At 36.4% G+C, this 25,653-nt stretch carries 22 protein-coding genes and 1 other RNA gene; all 23 read left to right on the top strand.

What is annotated here, in order from left to right:
* The first annotated feature begins 49 nt into the window (after positions 1-49).
* Entirely contained in the window at positions 50-1,216 is a 1,167-nt protein-coding gene (locus CPHY_RS18335) for an ABC transporter substrate-binding protein (RefSeq protein ID WP_012201533.1), read from the top strand.
* A 248-nt stretch (positions 1,217-1,464) separates the two neighbouring features.
* A complete protein-coding gene (locus CPHY_RS18330) occupies positions 1,465-2,340 on the top strand; it encodes a branched-chain amino acid ABC transporter permease (protein WP_012201532.1) in 876 nt (291 codons plus the stop codon).
* A 9-nt stretch (positions 2,341-2,349) separates the two neighbouring features.
* Positions 2,350-3,351 (top strand): branched-chain amino acid ABC transporter permease, encoded by a 1,002-nt coding sequence (locus CPHY_RS18325; RefSeq protein WP_012201531.1) that lies wholly within the window; start codon positions 2,350-2,352, stop codon positions 3,349-3,351.
* A gap of 1 nt (position 3,352) precedes the next feature.
* The gene (locus CPHY_RS18320) at positions 3,353-4,111 is read left to right on the top strand and encodes an ABC transporter ATP-binding protein (RefSeq protein ID WP_012201530.1); all 759 of its coding nucleotides are present in this window, start codon (positions 3,353-3,355) and stop codon (positions 4,109-4,111) included.
* Between the two features lie 21 nt (positions 4,112-4,132).
* Positions 4,133-4,843, top strand: coding sequence for an ABC transporter ATP-binding protein (locus tag CPHY_RS18315; RefSeq protein ID WP_012201529.1), 711 nt, complete (start codon positions 4,133-4,135; stop codon positions 4,841-4,843).
* A 7-nt stretch (positions 4,844-4,850) separates the two neighbouring features.
* Positions 4,851-5,480: a cytidylate kinase-like family protein gene (locus tag CPHY_RS18310; RefSeq protein ID WP_012201528.1), complete on the top strand. Its 630-nt coding sequence runs from the start codon at positions 4,851-4,853 to the stop codon at positions 5,478-5,480.
* A 286-nt stretch (positions 5,481-5,766) separates the two neighbouring features.
* Positions 5,767-6,954, top strand: a complete 1,188-nt coding sequence (locus tag CPHY_RS18305) for a pyridoxal phosphate-dependent aminotransferase (protein ID WP_012201527.1) — start codon at positions 5,767-5,769, stop codon at positions 6,952-6,954.
* Between the two features lie 61 nt (positions 6,955-7,015).
* Entirely contained in the window at positions 7,016-8,065 is a 1,050-nt protein-coding gene (hisC, locus tag CPHY_RS18300; protein ID WP_012201526.1) for a histidinol-phosphate transaminase, read from the top strand.
* 225 nt (positions 8,066-8,290) lie between these two features.
* A complete protein-coding gene (locus CPHY_RS18295) occupies positions 8,291-8,683 on the top strand; it encodes a response regulator (RefSeq protein WP_012201525.1) in 393 nt (130 codons plus the stop codon).
* A 308-nt stretch (positions 8,684-8,991) separates the two neighbouring features.
* Entirely contained in the window at positions 8,992-9,204 is a 213-nt protein-coding gene (locus CPHY_RS18290) for a hypothetical protein (RefSeq protein ID WP_012201524.1), read from the top strand.
* A 50-nt stretch (positions 9,205-9,254) separates the two neighbouring features.
* On the top strand, positions 9,255-9,629 hold the full coding sequence (locus CPHY_RS18285; protein ID WP_012201523.1) for a DUF2085 domain-containing protein: 375 nt from the start codon (positions 9,255-9,257) through the stop codon (positions 9,627-9,629).
* Between the two features lie 320 nt (positions 9,630-9,949).
* On the top strand, positions 9,950-10,171 hold the full coding sequence (locus CPHY_RS18280; RefSeq protein WP_012201522.1) for a FeoA family protein: 222 nt from the start codon (positions 9,950-9,952) through the stop codon (positions 10,169-10,171).
* 36 nt (positions 10,172-10,207) lie between these two features.
* Complete coding sequence (feoB, locus tag CPHY_RS18275; RefSeq protein ID WP_012201521.1) at positions 10,208-12,301, top strand: ferrous iron transport protein B; 2,094 nt, start codon at positions 10,208-10,210, stop codon at positions 12,299-12,301.
* 54 nt (positions 12,302-12,355) lie between these two features.
* Positions 12,356-12,547: a FeoB-associated Cys-rich membrane protein gene (locus tag CPHY_RS18270; protein ID WP_041703776.1), complete on the top strand. Its 192-nt coding sequence runs from the start codon at positions 12,356-12,358 to the stop codon at positions 12,545-12,547.
* A gap of 438 nt (positions 12,548-12,985) precedes the next feature.
* Complete coding sequence (locus CPHY_RS18265) at positions 12,986-13,996, top strand: deoxyguanosinetriphosphate triphosphohydrolase (protein ID WP_041704748.1); 1,011 nt, start codon at positions 12,986-12,988, stop codon at positions 13,994-13,996.
* A 213-nt stretch (positions 13,997-14,209) separates the two neighbouring features.
* A complete protein-coding gene (gene dnaG / locus CPHY_RS18260; RefSeq protein WP_012201519.1) occupies positions 14,210-16,000 on the top strand; it encodes a DNA primase in 1,791 nt (596 codons plus the stop codon).
* A 61-nt stretch (positions 16,001-16,061) separates the two neighbouring features.
* Positions 16,062-17,180 carry an RNA polymerase sigma factor RpoD gene (gene rpoD / locus CPHY_RS18255; protein WP_012201518.1) on the top strand — a complete coding sequence of 373 codons (1,119 nt, stop codon included), beginning with the start codon at positions 16,062-16,064 and terminating at the stop codon, positions 17,178-17,180.
* A gap of 52 nt (positions 17,181-17,232) precedes the next feature.
* Positions 17,233-17,988: a tRNA (adenine(22)-N(1))-methyltransferase gene (locus tag CPHY_RS18250; RefSeq protein WP_012201517.1), complete on the top strand. Its 756-nt coding sequence runs from the start codon at positions 17,233-17,235 to the stop codon at positions 17,986-17,988.
* Between the two features lie 171 nt (positions 17,989-18,159).
* Complete coding sequence (locus tag CPHY_RS18245) at positions 18,160-19,815, top strand: nucleoside kinase (protein ID WP_041704745.1); 1,656 nt, start codon at positions 18,160-18,162, stop codon at positions 19,813-19,815.
* A gap of 57 nt (positions 19,816-19,872) precedes the next feature.
* Positions 19,873-20,269, top strand: an RNA gene (rnpB, locus tag CPHY_RS21100) — RNase P RNA component class A.
* 538 nt (positions 20,270-20,807) lie between these two features.
* Complete coding sequence (locus tag CPHY_RS18240) at positions 20,808-21,512, top strand: response regulator transcription factor (RefSeq protein ID WP_012201515.1); 705 nt, start codon at positions 20,808-20,810, stop codon at positions 21,510-21,512.
* Between the two features lie 60 nt (positions 21,513-21,572).
* Positions 21,573-22,796: a sensor histidine kinase gene (locus CPHY_RS18235; RefSeq protein ID WP_012201514.1), complete on the top strand. Its 1,224-nt coding sequence runs from the start codon at positions 21,573-21,575 to the stop codon at positions 22,794-22,796.
* An 18-nt stretch (positions 22,797-22,814) separates the two neighbouring features.
* A complete protein-coding gene (locus tag CPHY_RS18230; protein ID WP_012201513.1) occupies positions 22,815-25,580 on the top strand; it encodes a hypothetical protein in 2,766 nt (921 codons plus the stop codon).
* The last annotated feature ends 73 nt before the right edge of the window (positions 25,581-25,653 follow it).

Below are 25,653 nucleotides of genomic sequence, written 5' to 3'. Positions count from 1 at the left end.
TAATGTAGTAACGGTTTGTAATGATATTAAAGGAAAAGGAGATAAAATTATGAAGAAAAGTCTAAAAAAATTAGCAAGTTTAAGTCTTGCGACAGCTATGGCGATATCCTTGGTTGGTTGCGGTACTAAGGAGGGTGGATCTACACCCGGCAATGAAAATGGTAGTGGAGCAGCTACTTTTAAAATCGGGGGTATTGGACCATTGACAGGAGAGGCTGCATCTTATGGTATCTCTGTTAAAAATGGTGCAACGATAGCAATCAAAGAAATTAACGATGCAGGTGGTGTAACAGTTGGCGATAAGAACTACATATTAGAGATGAATTTTGCGGATGATCAAGCATCTCCTGAAATTGCAGTCACAGCGTTTAATACGGTGATGGATTGGGGAGCACAAGCAATTCTTGGTTCAGTAACCTCTGGTTCTTGTCTTGCTATTAGGAAGGATACTTTTGAAACAGGAATTTTTCAGCTCACACCTTCTGGATCTGCAGCTGAATGTACGGAATATGAGAATGCCTTCCGCTTATGTTTTACTGATCCATTACAGGGTGTAACTCTTGCTAATCTTGCAAAGGAATTAGGTTATGAGAAAATTGCTATTATTTACAATAACTCTGATGAATACAGTACCGGTGTTATGCAAGCATTTTCCGAGCAGGTAACTTTAAATGGCGGAACTATTGTTGCTTCTGAAGCCTTCGCAAAGAATGCAATTGATTTTAACACTCAATTAACAAAGATTAAGGCAACGGATGCAGAAGTAATCTTCGTACCTGCTTATTATAATGATGCGGCGTACATTACACAGCAGGCAAGTGATCTTGGTATGAATCTTCCATTCCTAGGTAGCGATGGATGGGATGGTGTATTAGCGCAAGTTAAGGACCCAGCTGTTCTTGAAGGTGCAATCTTTTTAAGCCCATTCTTTGCTAGTGATGAAGCTCCTGTACTTAAGAAATTTGTAGAGACTTATCAGTCAAATTACAATGCGGTACCAGATCAGTTCGCGGCAGATGGCTATGATAGTGTATATGTAATAAAGGCAGCTCTAGAAAAAGCTTCTTCTGTAGATAGCAAAGATATGATTTCTGCAATGACACAAATTACAGTAGATGGTCTTACTGGTAGTGTATCCTTTACCGCAGATGGTGAGCCAAATAAAGGTGCGAAATACATCGAAATTAAGGATGGCAATTATACTTCAAGACAGTAATCAAATAGTTTGGTAATTACGCTTTAAGACAGTAATTGTAGTCAAATGACTTGATGTAGTGGAAGTATTACATTTCCGAATCAGCGAAGTATGCTGTTTCGGAAATGTTTTTCTCACAGCGAAATTCTTCGCTTGACACAGAAAAAGTTTTAAGAAGTAAAGATTTATGGAAATGTGCTTAAGGTTCTGAGGCAAGCGAAGCATTTCGGAAGAAGTTACGAAATTAAAACTTAGATGAGGTGGTTAGTATGGTTTTTATAGAACAATTGATTAATGGATTAAGAACTGGAAGTATATTTGCTTTGATAGCAATCGGTTATACCATGGTTTATGGTATCGCAAAGATGATTAACTTCGCGCATGGTGACATTATCATGGTGGGAGCATATTCTTTATATATATTTATTGAAAAACTTAACCTACCTCCAGTAGTAGCAGTTATATTTACAATGTTAGTATGCACCATACTTGGTATTACCATTGAAAAAGTGGCATACAAACCACTACGTAAGGCTCCATCCTTAGCGGTTTTAATTACTGCTATCGGTGTTAGTTACTTATTACAAAGTGTAGCTCTTTTGATATTTAAAGCTACTCCAATTCCTTTTTCTACTTTTATTGAGGTACCTGCTTTACATATCGGGAAAATAACCATTTCTGGTATTACGATAGTTACCTTTATAGTAACTACAGTATGCATGATTTTACTAACCTTATTTGTTAATCATACGAAGATTGGTAGTGCAATGAGAGCAGTATCGGAAGATAAACAGGCTGCGCAGCTTATGGGAATTAACGTGAATCGAACCATATCGATTACGTTTGCAATTGGGTCCATGCTTGCAGCAATAGCTGGTATCCTTTTTATTAGTCAGTATCCATCTCTAAGACCAACGCTTGGAACCTTGCCAGGTATCAAAGCTTTCGTTGCAGCGGTATTTGGTGGTATTGGTAGTATTCCGGGAGCTATGCTTGGTGGACTTTTATTAGGTGTAATTGAAAGCTTAAGTAAAGCATATATCTCAACAGAACTTGCAGATGCTATCGTATTTGGCATTCTTGTACTTGTCTTACTTGTAAAACCATCTGGGTTACTTGGCAAGAATAGAATTGAGAAGGTGTAGGTGAACGGTATGGAGAAGAATAAGAAAAGACGGAATCTAATAAATGCGGTGATTGCTTTTGCTGCAATTATCCTTGGATATATGGCTGTTTATTTCATGATGGAAGGGAATATCTTAAGCCGTCAGATGACATCCTTAATACCTAGAATTGGAATTAACATTATTCTAGCGGTATCCTTAAGTATTACGGTAGGATTATTAGGGGAATTGTCTCTTGGTCATGCTGGATTTATGGCGATAGGAGCTTATTCCAGTGCTATCTTTACTACGCAGGCGGTAGGACTCCCAGGATTTTTATCCTTTATCATAGCACTTCTCATTGGTGGTATTATGGCTGCATTATTTGGCGTGATTACTGGAATACCAGTACTTCGTTTACGTGGGGATTACCTTGCGATTGTTACTCTGGCTTTTACAGAAATTATTCGTTCTATCATCAATTCTATGTCAATTACTGGTGGTGCAATGGGATTATCTAAGATTCCGGATTATGCGAATTATACTTGGATTTATATCTTTGGTATCTTAACAATTTTGGTAGCGGTAAATTTAAAGAATTCAAGGCATGGAAGAGCGATTCTATCCGTTCGTGAGAATTATGTAGCAGCTGAAGCTATGGGAATACCTGTTACTAAGTTTAAGATTCTCGCATTTACAATAGCAGCTTTTTTTGCTGGAATAGCTGGTGCATTATATGCGCATACCTATAGTGTACTACGACCTAATAGTTTTGATTATAACAAATCAATTGATATATTAATATTTGTTGTACTTGGTGGTATGGGAAATATTCCGGGTACTATCGTTGCAACGATTCTTTTAACCTACCTTCCGGAGAAATTCCGTGAGTTTGGTGACTACCGTATGCTAACGTATGCACTTGCATTGATAATTATTATGATTCTTAATTCTGGTGAGATGAAAGAAAAGATAAAAGGTTTCTTTGGAAAAATAGTACCCTTTGGTAAAGTAAAACCGAAAAAATTACAGGAAAAGAAAGGAGAGCACTAAGATGGCATTATTGGAAGTAAAGAATTTAGGTATCTCCTTTGGTGGTTTAAGAGCAGTAGACCAAGTTAAATTTTCTATCAAGGAAGGTCAATTATATGGATTAATTGGACCAAACGGAGCTGGGAAAACTACCCTATTTAATTTATTAACTGGAGTATACCAACCAACAGATGGTAGTATTATATTAGAGGGTATGAGATTAAATGGAAAGAAACCGGTTCAAATTAACCAAGCCGGAATCGCAAGAACATTTCAAAATATACGATTGTTTAAAAAGATGACAGTACTTGATAATGTAAAAGTAGCCTTACACAATCAGGTACACTACTCCTTATTCCAGGCATTATTTAAACTTCCGTCGTATTGGAAGAAAGAAAAGCAAATGGATAAGATGGCACTTGAGATCCTTGAGGTATTTGACCTTGATAAGCAAGCGGAGGTTTTAGCTTCTAATCTTCCTTATGGTAAGCAACGTAAATTAGAAATTGCGAGAGCACTAGCTACAAATCCAAAGCTACTGCTTCTTGATGAGCCAGCAGCAGGTATGAATCCGAATGAAACAGAAGAGCTGATGCGAACAATTCGTTTAGTAAGAGACCGTTATAAAATAACTATTCTTTTAATTGAGCATGATATGAAACTTGTGACAGGTATCTGTGAGGAGATATTGGTACTAAACTTCGGTATGGAATTATCAAAAGGAACACCGTCTGAGGTTTTAAATAACCCTGAAGTTATTACCGCATATCTTGGCGAATGATAGAAAGGAATAGGTGCTAATATGGCAATGTTGACAATAAATGATTTAGATGTATACTATGGAGTAATTCAAGCAATTAAGGGTGTCTCCTTCACAGTAAATGAAGGAGAAGTTATTGCTTTGATTGGTGCCAATGGAGCTGGTAAGACCACAATCCTACATACGATTACTGGCTTAGTGACTCCTAAACATGGCAGTATCGATTTTGAAGGACACAATTTATTAAAAACACCAGCACATAAGATTGTTTCGCTTGGTATGGCACATGTACCGGAAGGCCGAAGAATCTTTGCAGAGCTTACGGTATTTGAGAATCTTATGATGGGTGCTTATAGTAGAAAAGATAATGCAGAGATTTCGAAAACCTTGACAGAAGTGTATCAGCGTTTTCCAAGACTAGCTGAACGTAAAAAACAAATTGCCGGAACTTTATCCGGAGGGGAGCAGCAAATGCTTGCTATGGGGCGTGCACTCATGTCTAAGCCAAAAATTATGTTATTAGACGAACCTTCCATGGGGTTATCCCCTTTATTTGTTTCAGAAATATTTCATATCATACAAGAGATAAGTAAGAATGGAACTACAGTATTATTGGTAGAACAGAATGCAAAAAAAGCTCTTTCTATTGCCAATAGAGCTTATGTACTGGAAACTGGTAAAATTGTTTTATCTGGTGATGCGAATGAGATGATGAATAATGACTCTGTTAAAAAAGCTTACCTAGGAGAATAAGGAGGTTATGTTTATGAGTGAAAAATTTGTAATCACAATAGCACGCGGTTACGGTAGCGGTGGTAGAACGATAGGAAAGATGTTAGCGGAACGCCTAAAAGTTCATTATTATGATCGGGAACTAATGAGACTAGCATCGGATAAGAGTGGAATCAATGAGGAATTGTTTGTGAGAGCAGACGAGATGGTAAAGAAAAGCTTACTATTTCGAGTTGCTAGGAAAGAATATAGAGGAGAATTAATTCCGCCAGATTCCGATGATTTTGTATCGAATGACAACTTATTTAATTATCAAGCTAAGGTAATTAAGGAGTTAGCGAATGAAACATCTTGTGTTATGGTTGGCCGTTGTGCAGATTATGTATTAAAAGATGTAGATCATGTCATTAAGGTATTTGTGCATGCCCCATTTGACGACTGTGTTAAAACAGTGATGGGATTAGATGGTCTCTCGAAAGAAGAGGCATCAAGGAAAATAACATCGATTGACAAACACCGTGCTGAGTATTATAAATATTACACAGGTAGGGACTGGAAGAGTGCGGAGAATTATGACTTGTGCCTAAATAGTAGTAAATTAGGGTTCGAAAAGTGTGTTGATATGGTAATTGACTACATGGATATTCGTTTGAAGTAATAAAACAATAAAGTAAGGTTGGAGGAAATATTATTTCTTTCAACCTTTCAAGTATTTCTGCATATTGATATATGAATTGTAAATTACATGCAGTAGTATTCATAAACATTAATGTAAATGCTATCTTTATTTAGCTGAATAGTAGAATTTACGTTGGATAGATTTATTCTATTCGAATTAAAGTAAAATTGAATAGATGTATTTTATTCGAATTATAGTAAAATTAAATAGATATAAGTCTATTTGAATCAATATAAAAATGGTGCTTTGGAATGGAGGATAAGAGATGATATCAAGCAAAATGGTAGATTTGGTGAAAAATAGTTCGGTAATCCGTGCGATGTTTGAAGAAGGAAAGAAGTTGGCAGCTAAATACGGTTCAGAGAATGTATATGATTTTAGTTTAGGAAACCCAAGCGTAGAGCCACCAGAAAGAGTGAAAGAAGCAATTATCGAAGTTCTTAATGAAGAGAACCAGAATCTTATCCATGGATATCCGAATAATTCTGGTTATGAAGACGTCCGTGAAAAGGTTGCAAATCATATCAATCAAAAGTTTGATACCAAGTACTGCCATGACAATATCGTGATGACGGTTGGTGCAGCAGGTGGATTAAATGTTATTTTTAAAACTCTATTAAATCCATCCGATGAAGTAATAGTGTTTGCTCCATTTTTTGGTGAGTATCGTAACTATGTTAGCAATTACGATGGTAGTCTTGTGGTGGTATCTCCGAATACAAAAGATTTCCAGCCTAACTTAGAGGAATTTAAGGATAAAATAACAGCTAAGACAAAAGCAGTGATTGTTAACACTCCAAATAATCCGACCGGTGTTGTATATTCTGAGGAGACCATTAAAAAATTGGCTGGTATCTTAGAGGAAAAGCAGGAGGAATATAAAACTTCCATCTATTTGATTTCCGATGAACCTTATCGTGAACTTGTATATGATGGGGTAGAGGTTCCTTATCTTACGAAATACTATAAGAATACGATCGTTGGGTATTCGTTTAGTAAATCCTTATCTCTTCCAGGAGAGCGAATTGGTTATCTTGTCCTACCAGATGAACTTGATGATGCTGGTGATATAAAGGCAGCAGCAAACGTAGCTACCAGAATCCTTGGTTTTGTAAATGCACCATCCCTCATACAACGTGCGGTGTCTCGTTGTTTGGATGCGGAGGTTGACGTAGAAATCTACAATAGAAACAGAGAACTTTTGTATCAAAGTTTATTGTCTTATGGTTATGAGTGTATTAAACCAGAGGGGGCATTTTATTTATTTGTAAAAGCCTTAGAAGAGGATGATAAGGCATTTGTAGAAAAGGCAAAGGCACATAACATATTAATTGTACCTGGATTTTCTTTTGGATGCCCAGGATATTTCCGCTTAGCGTATTGTGTCGATTATGATATGATAAAACGTGCGCTACCTCATTTTGAGCAGTTAGCGAAGGAATATGGTTTTTAATAGCGTAGAAAACATACGCGGAAATAAAAGATAAATTAGCAGCACGGAAATGAGGAAAATCATGAGAGCATGGGAAAAGAATATAAGACAGGTTACACCTTATGTGGCAGGTGAGCAGCCAAAAGATTTGAATAAAATAAAGTTAAATACGAACGAGAATCCTTATCCACCAACAAAGAATATCAAAGACGCTTTAAAACATCAATCTGAAATGCTTAGATTATATCCAGATACAGAAGCAACCGTTCTTGTGGAAGAACTGGCGAAATTTTATGAACTTGATAAAGATCAAATCTTTGTAGGAGTAGGTTCTGATGATGTGCTTGCAATGTCATTTTTGACCTTTTTTAACTCCGATAAACCGATATTGTTCCCCGACATAACCTACTCTTTTTATGATGTATGGGCGAATTTATACCGAATTCCTTATGAAAGACCAGCATTAGATGAGAATTTCCACATAAGAAAAGAAGATTATTACAAGGTAAATGGAGGTATCGTAATAGCGAATCCGAATGCTCCAACCTCTATCTCTGAGGATCTTAGTGTAATCGAGGATATCGTCGCCAATAATCAGGATTCGATTGTAATCGTAGATGAAGCATATGTTGATTTTGGCGGTCAAAGTGCATTGCCGTTGTTAAAAAAATATGATAATTTGGTCGTGGTACAAACATTTTCTAAGTCAAGGTCAATGGCAGGTATGCGAATTGGATTTGCAATGGCAAATAAAGAACTAATCACAGCTCTAAAGAATGTAAAAGAATCTTATAATTCATATACCATGAATTATCCTTCCATAGTATGTGGGGCAGAGGCAGTAAAAGATAAGGAATATTTTTATGAGACACTTGATAAGATTATAGCAACAAGAGAGCGTGTGAAGAGTGAACTAATTGAATTCGGTTTTCAAATGCCGGATTCTAAAACGAACTTCTTATTTATTACCCATGAGAAAGTCGCAGCGAAGGATTTATTCGATGCGCTAAGAAAAGAGCACATTTACGTGAGATACTTTAATAAACCAAGGATTTCTAACTATCTTCGAGTCAGCATCGGAACTGATGAGGAGATGAATGAGTTTCTTAGGGTAGTAAGAAATATAGTCTAATTTTCTCATTTTTTAAGAAATTTTGGAAAGTGACTAGATTATTAACAAAAAACGGTGTATAATGACATTATACTACAAGGGAAAGTGTAGATATCTTATCCATATAAGTCGATGAAACGAAGGAATATTCGTAAGAAGACCTGCTTTCATATAATTTTGCGTTTTCCCTACAACGGGTATTATTGTAAACCTTGGGATAGGTAATAATTTTGAGGAGAGGATACAGTGAAGATACTAATAGCGGAAGATGATTTTGCAAGTAGAAAGTTTATGCTTCGATTTTTATCGCAATACGGGGAATGTGATATTACCGTAGATGGGATGGAAGCAGTAGATGCCTTTACGATGGCGCTTGAATCAAATGAACCATACGATTTAGTTTGCCTTGATATTATGATGCCAGCATTGGATGGTTATCAAGCATTAAAGGGAATCCGTGATTTAGAAAAGGAAAAGGGAATTCCTGAAGAAAAACAGGCAAAGATTATTATGACTACAGCTCTAAGTGAAGGAAGAAATGTTACTAAAGCCTTCGAACTTGGTTGTGTTGCTTATGCAGGTAAACCAATCGACCAAACAAAGTTTGAGAATGTATTAAAGAAATTAGAATTACTGTAATGTAAAGCATATGGCTGTTTTAAACAGAGGAAAAAGTGTGACGATAAGTTGCTTAAGATCTGTTTAGAGCAGCTTTTTTCTTTCTTTAATCAGGTTTTTATTATTCTAGTAATTTTTCTTCATTTTAGTAATTGTTAATATTATCATTTTTAATTTTTTTATTAGTTTTTTTGTCAAGAAATGAGAGATTGATTAGAAATAGAAAAGTAGTCAATTAGAATTCTCCAGAATTATTGCAGGACGAATTTAATTATGCTAAACTCTGCCTATAATATCTGTTTTTACTTTTAGTACGGGAGGATGTAGATATGAGATGTCCAAATTGCGGAGATGATCGTTGTATTATTGTAGAGGAATCCGAAACGAATCAAAAAGGATATGGTCTTGGGAAAGGTTGCTGTGGCTATCTAATTTTAGGACCAATTGGTTGGGTATGCGGTTTATGCGGAATGGGAAAATCACATACCGTAAGAAGAACTTTCTGGATTTGCCAACATTGTGGTAGAAAATTTAGAACGTAAAGACAGTAAAGTAATCATAGTTTGGTTTGATGATAGAGTAAGGAGAGGATATGAAAATTAGCATACGTAAGAAACATGATGAGATGTGGAAAAAGTTAATGAGAGTTGGAGAGTACACAGGATGTCATCAAAAGCCGGAGAGAAGTTTTTTTTATCATGGATATCAGTTTCCGGTATGCGCGCGTTGTACCGGTGTTATCATAGGTTATCTAATTGCAATACCATGCTATCTTCTCTTTGGGTTTCATAAAAAGCTTTCCATCACTGGAGCCTTGATAATGTTTGCGGATTGGGCGATACAGCAATCAAAAATTAAGGAGTCAACAAATAAAAGAAGATTCTTAACTGGAATTGCAGGTGGATTCTCTATTATGTCAATCCAAATTAAGATACTTTCAATGATAAAAAATAAGCTATTTTCCTAAGATTGCATTTTTATAATCAAATAAATCATAGTATTATATCTCGGAGACTGTTGCTATATGCGGCAGTCTTTTTTAGTGGTATGTCCATCAAAGCTGGACATACCAGTCGGTGTAAGTCTCTATAAATTTAAACCGCGAGAAATACGCCTTCATCCTATGGGTTTAGCTTGGTTTAGTCTATATATTTAGAAAAAGTAAAAAAAATAGCATATTTTATAAAATCAACGTTGACAGAACGCAAAATTCTTCATATAATGAATTTGTAAATGATAATTATTCTCAATAAAAGAAAATGAACGAGAGAAAAGGACGTGAACGACATGACACTAGTGGATGGGAAGGCAAACAAGACCTATACAGTGCATAACATTCAGTTGGCAAAAGAGACGGAAATCCGTTTGAAAGCGCTTGGCTTAACCGATGGCACAAAGATTGAGGTTTTAAATAATAAACGTGGTGGCTCTGTTATTTTCAATGTACGTGGAACCAGACTTGCAGTGGGAAAGAAGATCGCAGAAGCAATTCATATCGAGGAAAGTTAAGACAACAACATTAACAGCATGTTAGGGACGGAAAGGATGTTAACCATGATTCAAGAAGAGAATCTCAGAGAAGAGCAGGAATTAAAAGTTGGGTTTGTAGGAAACCCAAACTGCGGAAAAACGACATTATTTAATGCCTATACTGGTGCCAAACTAAAGGTGGCTAATTGGCCAGGAGTTACGGTTGAAAAAAAAGAAGGAGCGATGAAATACCATGATCATCGTTTTAAATTAGTAGACCTTCCAGGGATATATAGCTTAACTTCCTATACCATGGAGGAAAAACTGACGAGACAATTTATCTTGGATTCTGAGGTAGAAGTCATCATTGACGTTGCAGATGCATCGGCTCTGGAGAGAAATTTATATCTTACGTTACAGTTAATAGAACTTGGGAAACCAGTAATCTTAGCACTTAATATGATGGATATTGTAGAAGAACGTGGTATGGAGATTGATATGCATCGATTACCTGAGATGCTTGGGATTCCTTGTATCCCAGTATCAGCAAGAAGACGTACTGGTCTAGATATCCTAATGCATACGGTAGCACACCATAAAGAAAAGTGTCGTCATAATAGCATTGTACATCAGCATCCAAACCTTGGAAAGAGCAAAAGCCATCACGCGCATGAACATCATAAAGAATTTACGATGGTCTATAGCGATGAAATTGAGGATAAGATTGATATACTCACTGATCGAATGAAGGAAGTAGGATTTGAAAGTGAAAACTATCGCTGGTACGCACTTAAGTTATTAGAGCATGATGAAGAGGTAATGAATCTTGTATCTATTGATTTAGCTGGGATTGCTAATGAAAGTTACGAAGCAGAGATTATTCATCAAAAGTATGATTTTATTGATGAAATTATTGAGGAATGCTTAGTAAATAAAAGCAAAAAGGCTGCCTTAACAGATAAAGTGGATCGAGTGGTTACACATCGTATTTTTGGTTTACCAGTATTCTTAGGAATTATGGCAGTGGTATTTTTCTTAACCTTTACCATTGGTGATTTTCTGAAAGGGTATTTTGAAGTTGGTTTAGAAAGCTTTTCTACTATGGCTCTTAAAGGACTGGAAGCGATTGGTACAAATGAGATGTTAACTTCTTTAATAGTTAATGGTATTATCGCTGGTGTTGGTGGAATCCTCACTTTCTTACCAAATATCTTTATCTTATTTCTTGCGTTAGCCTTCTTAGAGGATAGTGGCTATATGGCAAGAGTTGCATATGTGATGGATGGTTTGATGGGAAAACTTGGACTTTCAGGAAGAGCTTTTATCCCAATGATACTTGGATTTGGTTGTACTGTTCCTGCGGTTATGGCATCAAGAGCCTTAGAGGATATGAGAGATAGAAGAAGAACTGTATTGATTACACCATTCATGTCCTGTAGTGCGAGACTTCCAATCTACGTGTTATTTTCCCAAATGTTTTTTGGACGATACGCAATGCTAGTAGCATTTTCCATGTATGTGGTTGGCTTGGTTATTGCAGTAATATCTGCCTTTGTAATGAACAAATTCGGAAAAAAAGGTAATATGAGTCCTTTACTTATTGAGTTACCAGAGTATAAGACACCAAATAAAAGAACTATCTTTATCTATGTATGGGACAAAGTGAAAGATTATTTAACGAAAGCGGGAACAACGATATTCCTTGCATCGATCGTAATTTGGTTTATTTTAAATTTTGGACCACAAGGAATGACAGAGGATATGTCACAGAGCTTTGGTGCAATCTTTGGTAAGTTTGCTAGTCCAATTTTAGTACCAGCGGGTCTTGGATTATGGCAAATTGTTGTGGCGTTAATCTCTGGATTAGCTGCAAAAGAAGTTGTAGTATCTAGTTTCAGTGTATTATATGGAATAGCAAATATCAGTTCCCGTGAGGGTATGAATACCTTGATATCTTCACTATCAAGTCAGAATTTTACCGCGGTTAATGCATATTCATTTATGCTATTTTGTTTACTGTATACTCCGTGTGTAGCAACCATCGCAGTGGTAAAGAGAGAATTAAAATCCACGAAGTGGACCATATTTTCAATATTGTTTCAATTAGGTGTTGCTTATCTGGTATCCGTATTGTTTTTCCAGATTGGCAGTTTTATTACAAGTCTTTAAGATATCTGAATAAAGGTTAGATATTAATACAAGGCTTAAGAAAGGATGATGAGTATGTGGCCAACATTAATTATAGTACTATTACTAGGAGCATATGTCTTCTATGTCGTGAGAAAAAGAGCGAGAGAAATAAAAGCTGGTAAGTTTTGCAGTTGTGGATGTTCCGATTGTCCAAGTCATTGTAACTGTTCGAAAGTTGATGATACAAAAAAAGCAAAAGAGAAAGTGAAAATATTTCAAGGATAAATGAGAAAAATAAGTAGTGATAGGAAAAGGGGTAGATGAAAGCATCTGCCTCCTTTTCCTATTATAATATATCATAAACTTTAGGATATTAAAGTCGGTATAGATGCCGAAAGTAAAGGGAAAATAAAGAAAAAATTACAAAACAAATTTGAGTTTTGCAAAGTTGTAATGAGAAAAAAGCACCTAAATTTAGTTTTGCATTCAACTTCATTCAAATTTGCATTCAACTTTTTCTAAATAAAAAGAGGAATTCGAATTATTTTGTAGAACAGTATAGTAGACGGTATTATTTAGTATAAGACAATATCGTATTTACTATAATACCTATTGAGATAGTTTGGGACAAGGTTCGTCTCTTTTTAAAACGGAATAGGATGTTAAGGAGACCCGGATGGCTACGTTTGTTTAGGAATGGAGGTTAGTATGGAGCAGTTAGAACTGAACATAAGAAAACTTCAGGAGCAAAGAGAGCATGAATATTTGAACCCCTATGCAGCATTCAGTGATTGTTCTCTTGGCAGAGATATGGATGAGGTTGCTTGCGACATTCGTCCAGTGTATCAAAGAGACCGGGACAGAATTATACATTCTAAGGCATTTCGTCGACTCAATGGAAAAACGCAGGTGTTTTTAGCACCAGAAGGAGACCATTATCGAACCAGAATGACCCATACGCTAGAAGTTTCGCAGAATGCGAGAACAATTGCTAAGGCACTTCAACTAAATGAAGATTTAACCGAGGCGATTGCATTAGGACATGATTTAGGCCATACCCCATTTGGCCATGCAGGAGAGAGAGCACTAAACCGTGTATACAAAGGTGGTTTTGAACATCATTTGCAAAGCTTACGAGTAGTGGAGTTATTAGAAAAGCATGGGAAGGGACTAAACCTTACGAAAGAAGTAAGGGATGGAATAAAAAATCATCAAACAGCCGGAAACCCATCGACCTTAGAAGGTAAGGTAGTAAGGCTATCGGATAAAATTGCATATATAAATCATGACATAGATGATGCCATCCGTGGGCAAATTATAAAGGAAGAAGAGATTCCGAAGGAATTCACGGATGTTCTTGGACATAGCCCGGTAGAGAGACTGAATACTCTGATTCATGATATTGTTATCCATAGCTTCGGAAAAGCCGATATTATTATGTCAGAGCGGGTACAAACCGCTATGTTAGAATTAAGAAAATATATGTTTCGCAGTGTATATACGAATCCTGTCGCAAAAGGGCAGGAGGCAAAAGCAGAGAAGATGATAGAGCAGCTTTATCTTTATTATAATTCGAACCTTGATTGCTTACCAGAAGAGTATTTGTTTATGATAGAAGAGAAGAAGGAACTAGCTGGAAGAGTTGTGTGTGACTATATTGCTGGTATGACTGACCGATATGCGGTTGCGAAATATAAAGAAATTATGATTCCTACAGCGTGGGATGTATATTAAAAATTATGATTCCTACAGCATGGGATGTATATTAAAAAATATAATTTCTACACCATGAAAAATGTGTTAAAAGAATATGGGCTCTAAAGCAAGGGCTGTGTATTGAGGAAAAATATATGATTTACGTTTTGAAAAAGGAAATTTTAAAATACAACCTTTAAATTACTAAGATGAGATTGAATAAGTGTATCAAACTAAGAAATGGAGCTTACTATGTATTATCCAGAGGAACTTGTGGAAGAAGTTAGAGAACGCAATGATATCGTTGATGTGATTGGTTCTTATGTAAAATTACAAAAACGTGGCGCCAACCACATGGGACTATGTCCATTTCATAATGAGAAATCTCCGTCATTTTCTGTAAGTGGTTCAAAACAGATGTATCACTGTTTCGGATGTGGTGTTGGGGGAAACGTGTTTACCTTTCTGATGGAATATGAAAATTATACCTTTGTGGAAGCTTTAAAAGTTTTAGGTGACCGAGCTGGAGTGAAACTGCCGGAATTAGAATATTCAGAAGAAGCGAAAAAGGCAGCAGATTTAAAAACAAGAGTCTTAGAGCTTTATAAAGAGGCTGGTAAGTATTATTATTACCAACTAAGAAGTAAGCAAGGAGAAGAAGCACTAGCTTATTTAAGAAATCGAGGACTTAGCGAGGAAATTATTACAAAGTTTGGGCTTGGGTATTCTACCAAATACTCCGATGATTTATATCAATATATGAAAAAAGCTGGGTATGAAGATTCGTTACTTAGACAATCTGGCCTATTTACAATGGAAGAAAGTAAAGGGGCTTATGATAAGTTTTGGAACCGAGTCATGTTTCCGATTATGGATGGGAACAATAAAGTGATAGCATTTGGTGGCCGAGTGATGGGCGATGGAGTACCAAAGTATTTAAACTCTCCGGAAACGATAGTATTTGATAAAAGCCGGAATTTATTTGGTTTAAACTTTGCCAGAACATCAAGAAAGGATTACTTTCTGATCTGCGAAGGTTACATGGATGTTATAGCACTTCACCAGGCTGGATTTCAGAATGCAGTAGCATCTTTAGGAACTGCATTTACACCACAACAAGCAAGATTATTATCCCGTTACACAAAAGAAGCGTATCTGACCTATGATAGTGACGGTGCTGGAGTTGCGGCTGCGATTCGAGCAATACCGATTCTGAAAGAGGCAGGGCTATCTGCAAAAGTAATTGATATGAAGCCTTACAAGGATCCGGACGAATTTATTAAGGCACTTGGAGCGGAGGAGTATCAAAATCGAATTGATCAAGCAATGAACAGTTTCTTCTTTGAAATTTCTGTATTAGAAAGGGATTATGATTTAGGAGATCCGGAACAAAAGACGAAGTTCTTCAATGAGATGGCAAAGAAACTGTTAATATTTACAGAGGAAATTGAGAGAAACAACTACATTGAGGCGTTGTCAAGAAAATATAATGTTTCCTATGACAATTTAAGAAAACTAGTAAACCGTTATGGTGCCCAAATGACAGTGGTAAACGTAGCGAAAGAAACAAGAGACCGAGAAAAGGAACAAAATGCGAAAAAAGGCAAGCCAGAAGAAGGGATGCAAAAGTCGCAAAAGATATTGCTAACCTGGTTGATTGATGATTCCAAGGCGTTTGATCAAATTCGTGGAATTATTACAGCGGATGATTTTACAGAGGAATTATATCGCGAGGTTGCAAATATGGTCTTTGAGCAATACGAAAGTGAACATAAAGTAACTCCCGCTAAGATTATCAATCGTTTTGAAAGCAAGGAGTTGCAAACTGAAGTGGCCGGTCTATTCTCGACTTCCATTCAGCTTGAGATGACAGAGGCGGAGAGAAGAAAGCTTTTTGCGGATACGGTAGTACGTGTCAAAAGAGCTAGTCTAGACATTGCTTATAAGAAAGCGATTGAAGACAATGACATAATGGCACTTCAGAATGTTATGAAAGAACAGCATGGCTTAGAGAAATTGCATAGTTCTTTAAATCATGGTTAAACTGTGAAAATATAGGGTATCGAATTATACAACATTCAGACGAAGAAAGAAGGAAGTATTTATGGATGAAACCATGGCAAAATTTCACGAGAAGCTGAAAGAATTGTTGGAGTATGCAAAAAAGAAAAAGAATGTACTAGAATACGAAGAGATTAATGACTTCTTTTCTGATATGGAGATTGATGCGGACCGTATTGAGAAGATCTATGAGTATTTAGAGGCACATAATATTGATGTTTTGCGTGCACCAGAATTAGAGGAAGAAGAAGAGATTGATGAAAGCGATTTAGCTTTGATCGAAGCAGAAGAAGAGGAAATAACTAACATCGATTTAACGGTACCAGAGGGAATTAGTACAGAAGATCCGGTGCGAATGTATCTTAAGGAAATTGGTAAAGTACCGCTTTTAAGTGCAGATGAAGAAATTGTTCTTGCTCAGCGTATGGAGCAAGGAGATAAAAATGCAAAGAAAAGACTTGCAGAAGCAAATTTAAGGCTGGTAGTTAGCATAGCAAAACGCTATGTTGGCCGTGGCATGCAGTTTTTAGATTTAATACAGGAAGGAAATCTTGGATTAATTAAAGCGGTAGAAAAATTCGATTATCGAAAAGGATATAAATTTAGTACGTATGCAACTTGGTGGATTCGTCAGGCGATAACAAGAGCCATTGCAGATCAGGCGAGAACAATCCGTATTCCAGTTCATATGGTAGAGACCATAAATAAATTAATCCGTGTGCAACGCCAGCTATTACAAGAGCTTGGTAGAGAACCATTTCCAGAAGAAGTTGCTAAGGAAATGAATATTCCAGTAGAACGTGTACGTGAAATTCAGAAAATTTCTCAAGAACCAGTTTCTCTTGAAACTCCAATCGGTGAGGAAGAAGACAGTCACTTGGGTGATTTTATTCAGGATGATAACGTACCAGTTCCAGCAGAAGCAGCAGCTTTTACTTTATTAAAAGAACAGTTAATGGAGGTACTTGGCACATTAACTGATCGTGAGCAAAAAGTATTGCGATTACGTTTTGGGTTAGATGATGGTCGTGCCAGAACGCTGGAAGAAGTAGGAAAAGAGTTTAATGTAACGAGAGAACGAATCCGTCAAATCGAGGCAAAAGCACTTCGCAAATTGAGACACCCAAGTCGTTCTCGCAAATTAAAGGATTATTTAGAGTAATTAATCTTTAGATTAATTAATATTGGATACAGAGGAAGGAAAATAGTTTCACATGAACTTATCAAAAAGATTACGTATGGTGGCTGATAGCGTCACAAAAGGAAATGTGGTTGCAGATGTAGGCTGTGATCACGCCTACATTTCCATATATCTTGTAGAAGGAAAGATTGCTCCTAAAACGATAGCTCTTGATGTAAATGAGGGTCCGCTGCTGCGGGCGCAGGAAAACATCATAAGCTATGGGATGGAGAATCTGATAACGACAAGGTTATCCGATGGATTGCACATGCTAAAACCAAATGAGGTAGATTCGATTGTCATCGCTGGCATGGGTGGAGCCCTTATGATTAGAATATTAGAAGAAGGCAGCGAGTGCGTAGCGGCGGCAAAGGAACTTATCTTACAGCCACAGTCAGAAATCTGGAGGGTACGAGAGTATCTACATAATCTGAACTTCGAAATTACAAAAGAGGATATGTGTATTGATGAAGGTAAGTATTATACAGTACTTTATGCGCAGCCCCAATCACGGGGCTGTACTTCATTGCTCCAAGAAAACCGGGACAGCTTCTGCGAAGAGAGGGAAGTCACGAAGGATGCCGAAGAGTTATATAATAGGTATGGGAGATATCTCTTAGAGAATAAACATCCAGTACTACAGCAGTTTCTTGAGAAAGAAAGAGCGAAAGCTTATCAAATTAGAGAAAATTTAGAAAGCATTAGTACTCTTAAAAATAGAGAGAGATATGCAGAACTTTTAAAGGAAATAGAAATGTTAGAGGATGCGTTACAATACTATAGATCTTAGAGGGGCAAGTTACCCTCCCTATTTGCACGCAAGCAATATCGTGTAGATGGGAGGGAATAGATCTTTCTCTTATCAAGTTTATATCTGCGCTGCAACCATAAACTTGATGATACGCATTGTCTTGCGGGTAAGATAAAAGCAGCGAAGAAATGAGGTGATAAGTATATGGGAATGTTTAAAGTTACGGTTAATGGCGTGACAAAAGAATACACACAGGGTACGGCTTATCTGGAAATTAGCAAGGAATATCAGCCTCAGTTTAAACATGAGATAATACTTGTTTTAATGAACGGAAGATTACGTGAGCTGTTTAAAACAGTGAAACAGGACTGTACGATAGAATTTGTTACAATAACTGAGGATGCTGGCCGTAAGACTTATGCCAGAGGGCTTATTTTTGTGATGATTCGTGCTATTTATCGCGTATTAGGTCATGATAATATTGATAAAGTAAGGGTGGAACATTCGATTGGTTCTGGTTTATATTGCGAATTAGATGGAAAAGTTAAGGTAGACGCTACATTAATGGATAAAGTTAAGAAGGAGATGCAATCCATTATTCATCGAGACATACCATTTATGAAACGTTCCATAGCTACCGCGGAGGCAGCAGAGTTATTTCATAAGTATCAGATGTATGATAAGGAAAAACTATTTCGCTATCGCCGTGTATCCAGCGCAAATCTCTATAATTTAGATGGATTTGAGGATTATTATTATGGTTATATGCCTGCAAGCACCGGAATCTTAAAGTATTTCGATATATTTCCATATGAAGATGGATTTATGTTAATGCTACCGCTAAAAGAAGAACCAGAAAAGGTTCCAGAGTTTAAACCAAGAAAGAATCTATTTGAAACTCTCCAGCAAGCCAATCAATGGGGAAGAACCATGGAGATTTCTACGGTTGGCTCCTTGAATGATGAGATAACAAAAGGGAATATGAATGACATCATTCTGATTCAGGAGGCGTTACAGGAGAAGAGAATAGCAGAGATAGCAGAAAAGATTAAAAGTGCAGGAAGTAAGAAGTTTATCATGATTGCTGGACCTTCCTCTTCTGGTAAGACCACCTTTTCTCATCGTCTATCAATTCAGTTACGTACCCTAGGATACAAGCCACACCCGATTGGCATCGATGATTATTTTGTGGATCGAGAAAATACTCCAAAAGATGAATATGGTAACTTTAATTTTGAATCTATACATGCAATCGACATAGAGCAATTTAATAAGGATATGACTGCATTATTAAATGGAGAAACGGTAGAACTTCCAAACTTTAATTTTAAAACTGGGAAACGGGAATATAAAGGAAACTATAAGAAACTAGGACCAGAAGATATTCTTGTCATAGAAGGAATCCATGGCCTAAATGATGAATTATCCTATTCTCTACCAAAAGAGAGCAGATTTAAAATCTATATCAGTGCCTTAACTCAGCTCAATATTGACGAACATAACCGTATTCCGACTACCGATGGAAGATTAATTCGCCGTATGGTAAGAGATGCAAGAACGAGGGGGACTTCCGCCCGTGAGACAATTGCGATGTGGCCATCGGTACGCCGAGGAGAAGAGGAAAATATCTTCCCATTTCAAGAAGAAGCAGATTGTATGTTTAATTCCGCTCTTATTTATGAATTGTCTGTTCTAAAGCAATATGCAGAACCAGCTTTGTTTGGAATCGATAAAGATTGCAAAGAATATATAGAAGCAAAACGATTATTAAAATTTTTAGATTATTTTCTTGGAGTAAGTTCAGAAGATATTCCTAAGAATTCGATTATTAGGGAGTTTATTGGTGGAAGTTGTTTTAAAGTTTGATGTTTACCAAGATAAACTTCTTTACAAATGAAATGATTCATGTTAGCATACTAAGGTTGAGTAGTACAGATGATCGCGCCGATTTAATCGGTGAGGAAAGTCCGGGCTTCATAGGGCAGGGTGCCGGATAACGTCCGGTGGAGGCGACTCTAAGGCCAGTGCAACAGAAAATAAACCGCCTAACCGCAGGTTAGATAATAACCGTTAGGTTAGGTAAGGGTGGAATGGCGGTGTAAGAGACCACCGCTTCTCTGGTAACAGAGAAGGCTGTGTAAACCCCACTTGAAGCAAGACCAAACAAATACCTTTATGGTATGAGAGCGATACGGCGGCCCGTCGTGCTCTTAGGTAGGTCGCGTTTTGTCTGGTAACGGGCAAATGAGCTGTATGGTAACGTACAGTCAAGATAGATGATCATCAAATACAGAACCCGGCTTATAGTACTACTCAACTTCGATTAAACTTAAGATGAGCCAGTAAGATTCTGACTTGTCATGATTATGAGACTGAATCCGGTTCGGCAGATATGCAGAACATGGAGACAGTCTTATTTTTTTGTAATACACAGAGTATCAGAGATTTCGCCTTTTTTGTGGATAAATGTACTTGTATTTTAGGTCTTTGTGGATAATTCACTTGAAATATAAATGCGCATAGTATCCTAAGTAATGTATTTTTGTATGAGCGTAAAAATAGATAAATATATGAGTGCGGGATAGGTAAAGTATTAGTAGATAGGTTTCGATAAAGATAAATAGGAAGTAAAACATAGATATTGAAACAGCATAAGGAAATACAGGAATAAGCTGGATTTACTTAGGAATTAGTACAAGAAAAACTAGGGTTTTGTAAGAAAAAAGTAAAGATTTTGGGACTATGGTATGATAAGATAAATCTAGTGAGAATAGTGTGAAAGATCAAGATTTTTCACACACGAATTTGTGCTGTCGCTCAAATTCACAGAATTGCGACAGAATGGGGGTAGGTAAGAAATGGCAGAGGAGATAAATATTTTAGTAGTTGATGATGATAAAGAGATCGCAGAATTGGTTGAAATCCATTTAGTTAGTGATGGATATCCGGTATTTAAAGCATACAATGCCATGGAAGGACTCGAAATTCTCCAAAAGGAGAACATTAAACTTGTCATACTGGATATCATGATGCCAGGAATTGATGGACTGAGTATGTGTAAAAAGATTAGAGAAACCAGTACTGTGCCAATCATTATGTTAAGTGCGAAGTCAGCAGACATCGATAAAATTATAGGTCTTAGCACAGGTGCCGATGATTATGTGATTAAGCCATTTAATCCGCTGGAATTAATGGCACGAGTTAAGTCACAGTTAAGACGCTTTACAAAATTTAATCCAAGTACCTATGAGGACAAAAATGAAAAAGAAATTACGGTGACTCATTTGGTAATTAATAAAGAAACCCATGTTGTTATGGCATATGGTAAAGAAGTGAGATTGACACCAATAGAGTTTGATATTTTATATTTATTAGCTTCAAATGCAGGAAGAGTATTTAGTACGGATGAAATATTTGAGCGCGTATGGAACGAAAAGATGTACGAGGCAAATAATACGGTCATGGTACATATCCGAAGACTTAGAGAGAAAATCGAAATGGACTCAAGGAATGCAGAAATCATTAAAACTGTATGGGGTGTTGGATACAAGATTGAGAAGTAAGTGTTGTGCCGCTTTAGCGGCGTGATGCCTTTGGCGGCATGTTTGGAAGAGAGGACCACGATGGAAGATAAATTTATTCATAGTTTTCGATACCGAAACTTATGGTACAGTATCCTAAGTGCTATCTTAGCCTTACTTACAGTACTGTTTTTTCTAGGTATAGTTCACTTCATCTCTTACACTTTGCTATCAAATCAGGAATATAGACAAGCGCTTGAAACTGCAACTTCGGATTATAAAAATCAAACATCAAATAGTTCTAATAATTCGGTGAGTGATGCTATTTACCAGAATTCTTTAAATCTAAAATATGCACCAGATGTAAACACAAAAAATAGCCAAAGTAATGGCGAGCTTGATCCAGTCGTTTATTTGGTTGCTTTATTTATTGGTTTTGCATCTTTTATTACTTATTTTATGATTTTTACTAAGAAGATGAGTTCTTATCTAAAAGAAATATCAAAGGGCATTGATGAATTGGCCATTGGCAATTTTGATGTGAGAATACCGCTTCGCAATGATGACGAATTTACAAGAATAGCTCAGAATTTAAATCGCATGGCAGTGGAAATAAAAGCGATCATGGAAGAAGAGCGTAACACGGAAAGTAAGAAAAATGAGTTAATCACAAATGTAGCGCATGATTTACGAACTCCATTAACTTCAATAATAGGTTATTTAGATTTGGTATCGAAGAAAGACCTTCCTGCGGAGATAAAGGATAAGTATATCGGTATTGCTTACAATAAGTCAATTCGCTTGGAAAAGTTAATTGAAGATTTATTTTCCTATACCAAGTTTGAATTTGGAGAAGTTAAATTTTATAAAAAAGAAGTTGATATCGTAAAGATGCTTTATCAATTATTGGATGAGTTTTATCCAAGCTTTACGGAATATGGCTTAGAATATAGTTTTGATGTGACAGTACCTTCCGCGGTTGTAAGTGCAGATGGAGATTATTTGGCTAGAGCATTTGCTAATTTAATAGGAAATGCAATAAAATACGGCGCAGATGGTAAGAATATAAATTTACGTTTAGAGGTAAAAGATACTGAGGTAATTGTAACAATCACAAATTATGGTGAGGTTATACCAAAGAAAGATATTACGCACATTTTTGAGAAATTCTATCGTGTTGAATATTCTAGAAATGAAGAGCATGGCGGGACAGGTCTTGGTCTTGCTATTGCAAGAAATATTTTTGAGATGCACGGTGGTCAAGTGACGGCTCGAAGTGGGTTGGATGGAACAGTTTTTGAGGTGATATTACCAATCGGTCAATAAAGGAAAAGGAGGAGCTCCATGAAACATTTACGTGTACCTTGTTTATTGCAAGCAATATTATCGAAAGCTATAATATTGCTTGTAATAATTTCATTGTCTATAGTCATGTTATTGCCATGTAAAATGGTTGATGCAACTGCAGCAAGGGCTCCGCAAACGAATGTAGGAAATACCGATCAAAGTGGGAAACCAATCATTTTAGCCAATGACCGTGTCGTAGTTACGTTACAATATGGGTTTGAGCAACAAGCTAGATATGGTAGAACCATACAGGTAACTGCAAAAATCTATAACAAAGGTGAAAGTTTTACTGGTGAAATAGCTGCCACTATAATGAATGAAGAACAAGATAATATTCGTTATGCTACTACAGCGACAATTCTAGGATTAGAAAAAAATGTCGTAACGTTAAATATTCCTATGAACAGAGCCAGTAAAAGCATGAAATTTGAGCTTCTATCTTCCAGTAAGGATACAATTGTAGAAGAGGTAATCCCTCTTAATGTCGTTAACTTAGGAACCTATTATTACGTAGGTATTTTAAGTGATATGTCGACTCCGCTGTCTTATTTTGAGTATTTTGGGAATAAGTGTGTTTACTTGGATAAAAGTAATTTTCCAAGTGATTATTTTGGACTTGATATGATAGATGTGTTGGTAATTGAAAATTTTAAGATATCTAGTCTAACCGAGGAACAGCAACAAGCAATACTAGGGTTTGTGAAACGTGGTGGTACGCTGGTTTTTGGAAGTGAGGCTTACTACGAGGATGGTATACCTGCAATTAAGTGGCTTAGTAATCAAAATATAGTAAGTCTTGAAGAAGAAACTTCCGATTTTTCAGTGCAGAATGCAAAGATATCCATGAAAGAGCCTTCTGAATTTTCAGATCTTTTATTAAGGGTGAAGGGATATGAAACATTACGAGCTTCTAACTTAAAATATAAAGAGGATATAAAAAACAAAGAGCCACAGAAAGATTGTAACTTATATATTGGAAAATCTATTTTAGGTAATAAAATTATTAGCGACTTAAAGTTTACTTCGGTTGAAAAGACTGTTACTGTATTTTCTACCACGAATGCTACAAAAAAGAAGGAATCTAACAATCTTACTATCTATGAGAAGGTGCCATATGGAGAAGGTAATGTTTTGGTATTTCATTTTCCACTGGGTATGGAGGGATTGACGGAAGCAAAGATTTTAGTGAATGATGGGGTAAGTGGAAAGATATTGAATACCTTTTATCTTTCCGTGGTTTCGCAAGTGCTTGAAGACATACCCGCTGCTGTAAAGAAACATTTGGAGGTTGAGCAATATGCGAACTTCGATAATTACAGAGTCCAGGGAATTATAAATAACTCTAATTCTATTGATGTTCCGAAAGTGTTTCCTTATACGATTTTATTAGTGGTCTATATTGTTATCATTGGACCTCTCCTATACTTTATACTTCATAAAAAGAAGAAGAATATCCTAGTCTGGGTGTTAGTTCCTTGTCTCTCTCTTGTATTTTCTTGCATTGTATATGTGATGGGAACCAATACAAGAATTACAGAGCCGTATATTTCTTATTTTAATGTAGAGACTTATGACCCTAATACTAAAACGCTTGAGGCCGAATCCAATGTAAATGTATATTTATCCTCCAACCAAAAGACGGAGCTAAGTCTTGGGGATGCAAATGAGGTCATTGCGGGAAAGTATCAGTATCCAACCTTTTATGATGTAATTGATAAAGAGAAACCATATGATACTCTGAGCTTTGGTGAGGCAGTCAATACTTCAGTGTTAAAATCGAAAGATAGCTATTCCTTGATGTTTGACCATATACCAGCATTCACTCCTCAGTATTTTTCTCTAGATTACTCCAGAGAATTAGATGATGAAGTAACAGGTCAGGTTTCGGTTACAGAAAGTACTATGAGTGGTAGTGTAACAAATGATACTTCGGAAAATTTTGAAGAAGCATATGTTTATTATAATGGTAGAGTTGCTTTGCTTGGAGATTTAGAAAGCGGTGAGAGTGCTTCCCTTGAGGAATGTAGCCAAGAATACAATTTTAATATTTATAGTATTTTGTATAATTCAAATTCGATTAGTGTAGAGCTTGGTAATCAAGAAACTAAGATATCACCGGATCGTGTAAGAAAAAATAATGCACTTAGCATGGTGATTGAAGAGGGACTTTATGCGAAAGAAGGAGCATATCTTATCGGGTTTATAGATAGTTTACCTAAGGAACATCCATTTTCATCTTTATCTAACAATCGTGCTAGCTATGGAGTTTCTATGATGGTAGTTCCTTTGGAACTTAATACAACAACCGGTGATGTGACTTTAGTTCCAAACCTTGATCGCTATCTAAAGGCAGGTGGGAGCAACTATTATGATAATGCGCTTCGCTATGTTTATACGAATAGCATTGAATTAGAGTATCAGCTACCAAAAGAAGATGAAATTTCAAAGCTAGTACTGGCAGATGTTTTTCAACTTAGCTTAAATCAAGATACAAATTATTATTTATTGGCAAAGAAGATATATTTCTACAATAGAACTACCAGCCAGTATGATTTGGTATTTCGATCTGATTTATTACAGGATGGTAGATATCAGAAGGTGAATGCTGAAGATGGTGAGGGAGATGCTTCTTTAAGCGCAGAAGAACTAAAGGATTATCTAAGTAAGGAGCATGAATTAAAGATTAAGTATGAAGGAGAAGAAGTCGAGATGAGTGGTGTATTCACTATTCCGGTTATCTCCTACATAAAGATGGCTAATTAATCGGTTATAAATGTTTCTTGAAGAATTGTATCTTTTAAGAGATGCGTACTCACAATGTGGGTTGTAAAAGTGA

The sequence above is a fragment of the Lachnoclostridium phytofermentans ISDg genome, assembly GCF_000018685.1.
Lineage (GTDB): Bacteria > Bacillota > Clostridia > Lachnospirales > Lachnospiraceae > Lachnoclostridium > Lachnoclostridium phytofermentans.
Note: the sequence above shows the minus strand (reverse complement) of the source record. Positions and strands in the feature narration are given on the sequence as shown.